An 8,882-nucleotide genomic window follows, 5' to 3' on the forward strand; every position below is an offset into this window, starting at 1 on the left:
AAGATATCCTAATAACTATTGATAATCAGCATGCTAATTATTTTGTAAATAAGGAGGACATATTCAAAAAGATTACCCAGAACCAAAAGAGTCAGCTAGTTGGATTAAGCTTTGAAAAGATTAATCTGAAGGAATTAGAAGAAAGGGTTGAACAATTAAGTTTTGTGAGTGAGGCTCAGGTATATAGGGATTTAAAGAATAATATCCAGGTCGAGGTGACACAAAACTTGCCCATTGCTCGCTTGTTGTTGGCTGGAGGGGAAGATAAATACATTGATGAAATGGGGCAAATTTTACCTTTCTCTGATAAATATACTGCCAGGGTGCCTTTAGTTGGTGGAGCTTTTGCCGGGAAGATTGCTAAGGAAGGAGCCCTAAAGATGCAAAAGGGAAAGCAGTTTTTTCAATTATTGAAAACAATAAGAGATGATGAATTCTGGTCAGTTCAGCTTACTCAATTTGATGTGGACAGCAAGGGAGAGATTACTATTTATCCCCAAGTTGGAAAACAATTTATTGAATTTGGTAATGCTGAAAATATTAAAGAAAAACTCAAGAAATTAAAGATATTTTACAAAAAAATTCTTCCTCAGGCAGGATGGAATAAATATTATCGTGTAAATTTGAAGTACCACAATCAAATTGTTTGTGAATAATCCTTTCAGTGTATTATGCAAAAAGATAAAATCGTAGTCGGCTTAGATATAGGAACCACTAAAATCTGTGCAATAGTGGGGCGAAAAAATGAATACGGTAAATTGGAAGTGCTGGGGATGGGTAAGGCCCCTTCCGATGGAGTGATTCGTGGTATTGTTACCAATATTGATAAAACTGTTACTGCTATTCGACGCGCAATTGACGAAGCCGAAAGAACTTCAGGTATTAATATTCGAATAGTTAATGTTGGAATTGCAGGCCAACATATTAAGAGCTCAATGCATCATGGCAGTATTACACGTACCACTGCTGGAGATGAGATTACAATTGATGACATAAAGAGGCTTACTGACGATATGCACAGAATCGTGACTCCTCCCGGAAGTGAAATTATCCATGTGATGCCTCAGGATTATGTGGTTGATTACGAAGATGGAATTAAAGACCCTGTGGGTATGTCTGGTGTCAAACTTGAGGCTGATTTTCATGTGATTACTGCGCAGACAAATGCCATAAACAATGTTAATAAATGTGTGAAAAGAGCTGGCCTGGAAATTGATGAGTTAATTTTTGAGCCTTTAGCTTCCAGTTTGTCCGTGCTAAATGACGAAGAAAAAGAAGCGGGGATTTGTCTTGTGGATATTGGAGGTGGAACTACAGATGTTGCCATTTTTTATGACAATATTATTAGGCATTCAGCGGTAATACCATTTGGTGGAAATATTATTACTTCGGATATTAAGCAAGGTTGTTTGGTGATGGAAAAACAGGCCGAAATGCTTAAAACACAATATGGAAAAGCATTGGCAGCAGAGGGAAATCACAATGAGATTGTTTCGATTCCTGGACTTAGAAATCGTCCTCCAAAAGAAATTTCTTTAAAGAACCTTGCCTATATCATTGAGGCTAGGATGGAAGAAATTATCGAGGCAGTACATACGGAAATTATTGCTTCTGGATATCAAAATCAATTAGCTGGAGGAGTTGTGATCACCGGGGGCGGTTCCCAGTTGCAGTATGTGAAACAACTATTTGAATATATGACGGGGATGGATGCCCGGATTGGACATCCTAATGAGCATTTAGGAAAAAGCAAAATTGAGGCGGTGAAAAGCCCTATGTATTCTACCACAGTTGGTCTTGTTTTGGCAGGGTTTAAAGCTCTGGATGACAGAGAAGATAATTACCGTAAGAAAAGAGAAGAGCGACAATTTGAGGAACCTGAAAAGCCAACAAAAAAGGAGAGTAAAGGATCAAGCATTTTTCAAAGTATATTGGAGAAAACCAAGAGTATTTTGATTGATGATGTAGATGATAAGCAACGTTATTAGTAGAAGCCAAGTATTAATTTTCGAATACTACATTAAATAAGACTTTTAATTCAATAGATCTGGAGTAAACCTTGAAGAACATTTATTGAGTCAGGTTTTTTTCCGTTTTATGAAATTTTTAGGAGGATAGATTATGGATAATACCTATAAATTTGAAATCCCTAAACAGAATCAATCTATCATTAAGGTGATTGGCGTTGGGGGTGGTGGAAGTAATGCGGTAAATCACATGTATAATCAAGGGATTAAAGATGTTGATTTTATTGTTTGCAACACAGATGCCCAGGCCCTCGAGGGGAGCCCTATCCCTACCAAGTTACAGATTGGATTGAACCTGACGGCAGGCCTTGGAGCAGGTGCTAATCCTGAAAAAGGGAAAAATGCAGCCCTTGAATCTATAGAAGATATAAGAGAGATGCTTTCGGAACAAACCCGAATGGTGTTCATTACTGCTGGAATGGGAGGAGGAACAGGTACAGGAGCTGCACCAGTAATTGCAAGGGTTGCTAAGGAAATGGGCCTTTTGACTGTTGGTATTGTGACCGCCCCTTTTTCATTTGAAGGACATAGAAAACGTAAAGCTGCTGAAGCCGGAATTGCCGAATTAAAGGATAGTTGTGATACGGTTTTAGTGATATTAAATGATAAACTAAGAGAGATATTCGGTAATTTACCTGTAAGTCAAGCCTTTGGGCAAGCTGATGATGTGTTGACTACTGCTGCAAAAGGTATAGCCGAAATTATTACCGTTCCTGGATATGTCAATGTCGACTTTGAGGATGTTCGAACAGTAATGGAATCTTCAGGAGCTGCCGTAATGGGATCTGCAAAGACGGAAGGTGAGAATCGTGCAGAACGAGCAGCTGAAGCAGCCATTTCATCCCCTCTTTTGAATAACAAAGATATTCATGGAGCAAAAAGGATTTTATTATCCATTATTTCAGGTGAAAGTGCTGAGTTGCAAATGGATGAATTGAGCGATATCACGGAGTACATTCAGGCGAAAGCAGGTGATGATGCGGAAGTGATATTTGGTCATGGAATTGATCCCGACTTGGGGGATAGTATACGGGTGACTGTAATCGCAACGGGGTTTGAGGTGAAAAATGAAAAAGGAGAAGATACAACATTTTCTATAAGAAGGGTGTATGACCTCGAATCAAAACGTGAAATTGAATCTAAACCCACCAATACTGCACCGGTTGAAAATACTCACATGGGTTCAACAGCTTCTTCTAACCCTGTTTCTATTCCAACTAACCCAGTTACCTTGGAAAGTGAGGACCAAAACCCGGGGGAGGTTGAAGCACCTGTAGGGCCAGAAAATACAATAGTAACGGAGGATTCATTTTCTATGGATGAAGCTCCTGCTTCGGAACCGGCTCAGGGTGCATTTACTAGTCTGGAACAAAAATTTGAGATTGAAGAAAGAAAGACTGAGGTAGAATTAGTTGAAGACACTAATTCAAAGGATGAAACGCAAGAGGAGATAGAAGATGATTTGGAAATCAAAAAACATGTGTTAGAAGAGGAAGCAAGGGAAAGGATACTGCGTTTAACTGCTAATAATCAATCATCATTGGTAGCAGATGATTTTAAAGAAAAGCTGGAAATACCAGCTTATTTAAGAAAGAAAGTAAGGTTACAGGAAGTACCGAATTCTTCGGAATCCAATGTATCAAGATATAATTTGGGAGAAGAAGACCAAGTATTGGGAAATAACCGCTTTCTTCATGATAATGTAGACTGATTTATAAATGAATAATGAATAATTATTAAGTGGAGTTTGAAGGGAAGCAGGTAAGGTTCAAACTTTATAAGTTTTTGTAAATGGACCATACCCAATTACTTCATGACTTTTTCTTAATTATTCATTATTCATTAGAAGAAATTTAAAATTTAATAAATCCTTCCGCCTGTTGATCTAGTAGTTCATTATATAGATTGTTAGATATTTCCTTTCCATCAAAATGATCATTAATTTGGCTTAGCTTGGGTTTTATTGCGAAAACATGCATACCCAAATAATTAAATATGTCGGTTAAATGACTAAGGGCCAGTCCTGCACCTTGTACTCCTGAGGAAAGACCGATTAATGCGCATTTTTTTTGAGAAAAACTATCAGGATATTTTAAACCATCAATAAAAGTTTTCAATATTCCAGGAAAAGAACCATTGTATTCTGGAACTATAAAAACAAATTTTTCTGAATTTTCAACTTTGGTTCTGAAATCGTTAAACTTCTGGTTTTTACCAGAATTTTCGTAGAGAGCTGAAAAAGCAAAATCCTTAGGTAATTCCTTTAAATCCAAAAGTTGGGAATCAGCACCTTTCTTTTTTAGAATGCCCTGATAATAATGTGCTATATTTTTTGAAACAGCATCCTGTCGATTGGTACCAATAATAATCGTGATCATAAATTTATTTTTTTAATCCTAAAAAGTATGGTAAAAATTAACAAAGCTATGAAATGGACTCAAATACCTGGTCAAAAACTTTAAAATTTCATCGGAACTTCTATTAGCAATAGTTGGGTATCTGCAGAAGTGCTTAGTTCAATTTGATCTACTTCACTAAGCCCAATCGCATCCCTTTTCTTCAACGTTTCGCCCTCAATTTCTGTATTCCCCTCCAAGACAAAAAGGAAAATTCCATTGCCTTTTTTGTTTAGCGAGTAAGAAATTTGACTTTCTTTTTCAAAATGAGCCCTATAAAACCAGGCATCTTGGTGAATAGAAAGTGTTTCTTCCGAAGCGGAAGGAGAAATAAGGTTCTGGAATCGACCCTTCTGTTTTTCCGGATCAAATCTTTTCTGACCATAACGAGGTGCTATATTTTTTTCTTTGGGAAATATCCAAATTTGTAAAAAGTTAACCTCCTTAGTTTTGGAATGATTGTATTCTGAGTGAGTAAGACCTGTTCCAGCCGACATTACTTGAACTTCATTTACCGCAATAACATCCTCTTGTCCAGTACTATCTTTATGGGCTAATGAACCTTTTAAAGGAATTGAGATAATTTCCATATTATCATGAGGGTGAGTACCAAAACCCATTCCAGGTGCCACAATGTCATCGTTAAATACCCTTAATGCTCCAAAATGAATTTTTTCAGGGTCGTAGTAATTAGAAAAACTGAAAGTGTGTTTTGTATCTAACCATCCATAATTAGCATTACCCCGATCTTTTCCTTTGAATAATATCTTTTTCATCGCAAATTATTTAATGTATAAACAAAAGATGTAATTACAAATATAAACGGTCTTTCTTTTAAATTGTTGGGTTTAGTGGAATTTTTAATTGAATTGGTGATTTGATTAAAAATAATTAAAAATATTAAGGATGATTTAAGATGATATGGGAATTGAATGAAAAGAAGTAATTTATAAGCATTATACCTTGAAATTCAGATTTTTAATGGCTACCTTTTAGTGCTTCATTCTTAAGGCCTCATTCCCCGGTTTATAATTTTCACTCCTTAGTCTTCAATCTGATGTTTTCTTAGCCCATTGAAAATTTTAAATTGCTAAAGAATTATAGAAAGCTGATAGCAAATGTTTGAAAGAATTAAAGAGGCTACTGAATTTATTCAGAAAAGGGTGTCGCAAACTCCTGATTTTGGAATTATACTGGGAACCGGTTTAGGTGGTTTAGTTAATGAATTGGAGATTTCAGAAGAAATTCCATATGAGGAAATTCCACATTTTCCGGTATCAACAGTGATAAGCCATCACGGAAAACTTATTTTCGGCAAGTTAGAAGGAAGAAAGGTTGTAGTAATGCAGGGACGCTTCCATTACTATGAAGGTTATTCAATGAAAGAGGTGACATTTCCTGTACGGGTGATGAAGCTTTTAGGGATAGAAAAGTTATTCATTTCAAATGCTGCAGGGGCATTAAATCCAGCTTATCAGATCAGTGATTTAATGGTTATTAACGATCACATTAATTTGATGCCGGAAAACCCTCTGACAGGCCAAAACCTGGATCAATTTGGTGGTCGTTTTCCAGATATGAGTGAACCCTATGAGTTAGGGATGATTGAGCAGGCGATGCGGATAGGGGAAGAATTAAATATATCCATTCACCAGGGAGTTTATTCTGCTGTGCCGGGGCCCAATTTGGAAACCAAGGCTGAATATCGTTACTTACGTATAATTGGTGCCGATGCGGTAGGAATGTCCACTGTCCCCGAAAATATAGTAGCGCGACACATGGATCTGCCCTGCTTTGCTATTTCTGTCATTACAGACATTTGTTCGGAAGGGAATGTAAAAAAAATTTCCATAGATGAAATTTTTGCTGCCATTAATAAAGCCGAGCCCAATTTGAGCAATATCATAAGGAAATTAATAAAAGAACAAAAGTAAAAAGTCGAAATTTCGAGAAAGGATGTACCTAATTTTGTTCAAAAATTACAACAATAAATATAAGGTTTAAATAATATTTTTTAGGATAATTAAAGTTAAACTCAATAGATAGAGCTTTAATTTTAATTTAAAATAGATGTTTTGAATAATTTTAATATTAATTTTTCTATATTTTAAATCTATATTTTTTAGGAAATAATTTTAAATGTGAAAAAATAATATAAATTCGCTAATGGAGGTATTGGAATTTTGCCCTTGCCCAACACTTAAAGTATTATGCATAACTATCAACTTGTAGGAGAAATTGAAATTATAAGTTTTGAGTTAATCTCAGAAAAGGGTTACCGTGGTAAGCAGATGCATCGCCTAATTCATAAAGCAGTGATGCTAACAAAGGATCAATTCCTGGAATGCCCAATTGGTTTTATTTATTCATTGAGTAGTATAGGAAATGTGGGAGGTCCCAAAAAAGAGATTAAATTGTTGTTTAAGGAATATGCGCAGAAAAAGGGGATGGGTGTATTAAAGGCAGAAAAAGAGGTTCGGGAAAAGTTTCTTAAAAACTTGCTTTTGGTGTTGAAAACAGAATGGAAAACTAAGTTTAAAGAAAATATCTAGTCTTATTGTCAAGTTTTAAATTCCTTCTTTTAAGCTTCCGGTTGAATAAATACTTACCGATAATTTTTTAGGTTTGTTAAAGTAAATTACCTCTCCTTTTCCTGTTATGGTCCCAGTTAGGGATTCTGTGGGATATAATTCCATTGTATTGGTTCCTTCATGTAGGATATCAATGGTTTTTGATTTTAAATCTTTCGCTAAAAGCTTTCCATCTACATTTCCGAATTGCACATTAAAGTAATTTAGTTCTCCCCTTATTTTTATATTACTGAGCTCATGTGAGGTAAGGATGCACATATTTCCTTTCACTGATAGTTCTACATCTCCAGTGTTGTTAACAAAAAGGTCAAGTCTGTCGACGTCTAATTGCCCTGCGGATCTCAAAATACCTGCTCCTGATTGTACTATTGTTCTTGTATTTGAAAGGTTCACAAAGACATTTATTTCTTTGTATTTTCTCACCCAATTGCAGCTATTATCATTTCTAATGTATAAGACACTATCCTTTACTTCAAGTCTTATTTTTGGGACAATATTTTTACCCGCTTCTATTGTAATTCCCAGAGTTGGTTCTGGTCGCAATACTAAATTTATATTATCAAAGACCTCTATAGTATGAAAAGCAGGAAGGTCTACATCTTGCTGAATGGTGTTACCTGTCGATTTCAGACAATCAAGAGCATCAGGACTGTTACAAGAAAAAAGATTTAATGCCAAGAACAGAAATAAGATCAGATTGGTTGCTTTTAGTTTTTTCATTCTATTTGTTACTTAACCCTAAAATTAGTTTTCTTATAAAGCATTTTTTAAAGTCTAAAACCAATTCCCCACTCTACTGCATCTGCTATGGACCCATGAGCTTTTAAAGCAATTGAAATTGAGTACCTTTTTTTCCAATTATATTTTAATGCAATTCTTTCATAAAAGAACTCACTAAACTCCTTAAAAGGGTAATAGAAATAAACCCCAAATTGGGTGATCAAAGAGATCTTATCAAAAAACACTTCATGACCAATAATCGCCGCTATCCGTTTATGATCTATTTTTGTACCTGGGGCTATGGTCGAGTCATTTCTTATGTATTCCTGGATCTCCTCTTTTAATGCTAAACTGGAAAAGAAGTCAATGCCCAAATGAAATGCCCGCTTTTTATTTAGAAGGTAATCAACATAGATTTGTATCATATAAGCAGGGAGTTTTTTACCTCCGACAACTCCTCTTTCACTTAGACCAAATGCAGCTACGGTGTTCAATCTAAGTTTTCTTTCCAAAGGAGGACCTTTTAGAAAATTTTTATAATTGGGTTTATTTTTAATAGGTGTATACCAGATACCGATATCTGCAGAAACAACATTTAACCCCCTATTTGGTTTTTTTAAAGAACCGTTAGAGGCATGCGTTAGGCTTATTGAAGCATTTAACATTATTTCATTAAATACTCTCCAGGTAATTCCTGTTCTCACCTGCAAAAGAAAATTGAGTGTTGTAGCAAGGAAAGTATTTTTATTATTGGAATGACTATGATAAGGATGGGTTGCAAAGGCAGTTCCCACAGCGGCATGGTAGTACATTTGGATTCGTTTGGTTCTCCAAAAATAAAAATTGATATAGGGAAATAATGCAATAGCATTGCCGATAGTTGGGTTATGAGTATTTAAAAAGTTAAGGGCTAAACCTATATCGGGAAAATTGAAGTATGCTTCCCAAGGCTTATTTCCATAGGAATTTAGCTGGGCAAAGATTTCTATTCCGGTGGGATGAGTTTTTACCAAGTGATCAATTCCCTTACTTTGGTTTAGAATAAATCCACCATATGCGTGCGCTCCATAACTAAAAGTATATTTTTTTTCTTTTGACCCAATTTGCGAATATGCGAATGGCCTTATTGAAAAAAGTATAAGAAAAGT

General features: G+C 35.5%; 9 protein-coding genes. 5 read left to right on the forward strand and 4 right to left on the reverse strand.

Translation table 11 applies throughout. The features are described 5' to 3' along the window. The 3 genes from E1171_RS13630 to ftsZ all read left to right on the forward strand — a co-directional run. On the forward strand, positions 1-656 hold a 656-nt coding region (locus E1171_RS13630; RefSeq protein WP_155206581.1), incomplete at its 5' end, for a cell division protein FtsQ/DivIB. A gap of 15 nt (positions 657-671) precedes the next feature. Beyond that, positions 672-1,988 (forward strand): cell division protein FtsA, encoded by a 1,317-nt coding sequence (ftsA, locus tag E1171_RS13635; RefSeq protein ID WP_155206582.1) that lies wholly within the window; start codon positions 672-674, stop codon positions 1,986-1,988. A 133-nt stretch (positions 1,989-2,121) separates the two neighbouring features. Further along, positions 2,122-3,738 carry a cell division protein FtsZ gene (gene ftsZ, locus E1171_RS13640; protein ID WP_155206583.1) on the forward strand — a complete coding sequence of 539 codons (1,617 nt, stop codon included), beginning with the start codon at positions 2,122-2,124 and terminating at the stop codon, positions 3,736-3,738. 142 nt (positions 3,739-3,880) lie between these two features. Here the strand turns inward: ftsZ and E1171_RS13645 are convergent, their stop codons facing one another. After that, positions 3,881-4,405 carry an NADPH-dependent FMN reductase gene (locus E1171_RS13645; protein ID WP_155206584.1) on the reverse strand — a complete coding sequence of 175 codons (525 nt, stop codon included), beginning with the start codon at positions 4,403-4,405 and terminating at the stop codon, positions 3,881-3,883. An 80-nt stretch (positions 4,406-4,485) separates the two neighbouring features. Continuing rightward, positions 4,486-5,199, reverse strand: coding sequence for a pirin family protein (locus E1171_RS13650; RefSeq protein ID WP_155206585.1), 714 nt, complete (start codon positions 5,197-5,199; stop codon positions 4,486-4,488). A gap of 342 nt (positions 5,200-5,541) precedes the next feature. On the opposite strand from E1171_RS13650, the gene E1171_RS13655 reads away from it, so the two are divergent. Further along, positions 5,542-6,357, forward strand: a complete 816-nt coding sequence (locus E1171_RS13655) for a purine-nucleoside phosphorylase (RefSeq protein WP_155206586.1) — start codon at positions 5,542-5,544, stop codon at positions 6,355-6,357. 276 nt (positions 6,358-6,633) lie between these two features. Continuing rightward, positions 6,634-6,975 carry a hypothetical protein gene (locus tag E1171_RS13660; RefSeq protein WP_155206587.1) on the forward strand — a complete coding sequence of 114 codons (342 nt, stop codon included), beginning with the start codon at positions 6,634-6,636 and terminating at the stop codon, positions 6,973-6,975. Positions 6,976-6,990: 15 nt separating this feature from the next. Here E1171_RS13660 and E1171_RS13665 read toward each other — a convergent pair whose 3' ends face one another. Both E1171_RS13665 and E1171_RS13670 read right to left on the reverse strand, forming a co-directional pair. Further along, positions 6,991-7,734, reverse strand: a complete 744-nt coding sequence (locus E1171_RS13665) for a head GIN domain-containing protein (RefSeq protein ID WP_155206588.1) — start codon at positions 7,732-7,734, stop codon at positions 6,991-6,993. 47 nt (positions 7,735-7,781) lie between these two features. Then, positions 7,782-8,882: acyloxyacyl hydrolase (locus E1171_RS13670; protein ID WP_155206589.1), on the reverse strand; the 1,101-nt coding region annotated here is incomplete at its 5' end.

It is taken from the genome of Xanthovirga aplysinae (assembly GCF_009711365.1).
Lineage (GTDB): Bacteria > Bacteroidota > Bacteroidia > Cytophagales > Cyclobacteriaceae > Xanthovirga > Xanthovirga aplysinae.

Coding starts and splice junctions, on each gene's coding strand:
- ftsA (WP_155206582.1), top strand. CDS start 672: ATGCAAAAAGATAAAATCGTAGTCGGCTTAGATATAGGAACCACTAAA.
- ftsZ (WP_155206583.1), top strand. CDS start 2,122: ATGGATAATACCTATAAATTTGAAATCCCTAAACAGAATCAATCTATC.
- E1171_RS13645 (WP_155206584.1), bottom strand. CDS start 4,405: ATGATCACGATTATTATTGGTACCAATCGACAGGATGCTGTTTCAAAA.
- E1171_RS13650 (WP_155206585.1), bottom strand. CDS start 5,199: ATGAAAAAGATATTATTCAAAGGAAAAGATCGGGGTAATGCTAATTAT.
- E1171_RS13655 (WP_155206586.1), top strand. CDS start 5,542: ATGTTTGAAAGAATTAAAGAGGCTACTGAATTTATTCAGAAAAGGGTG.
- E1171_RS13660 (WP_155206587.1), top strand. CDS start 6,634: ATGCATAACTATCAACTTGTAGGAGAAATTGAAATTATAAGTTTTGAG.
- E1171_RS13665 (WP_155206588.1), bottom strand. CDS start 7,734: ATGAAAAAACTAAAAGCAACCAATCTGATCTTATTTCTGTTCTTGGCA.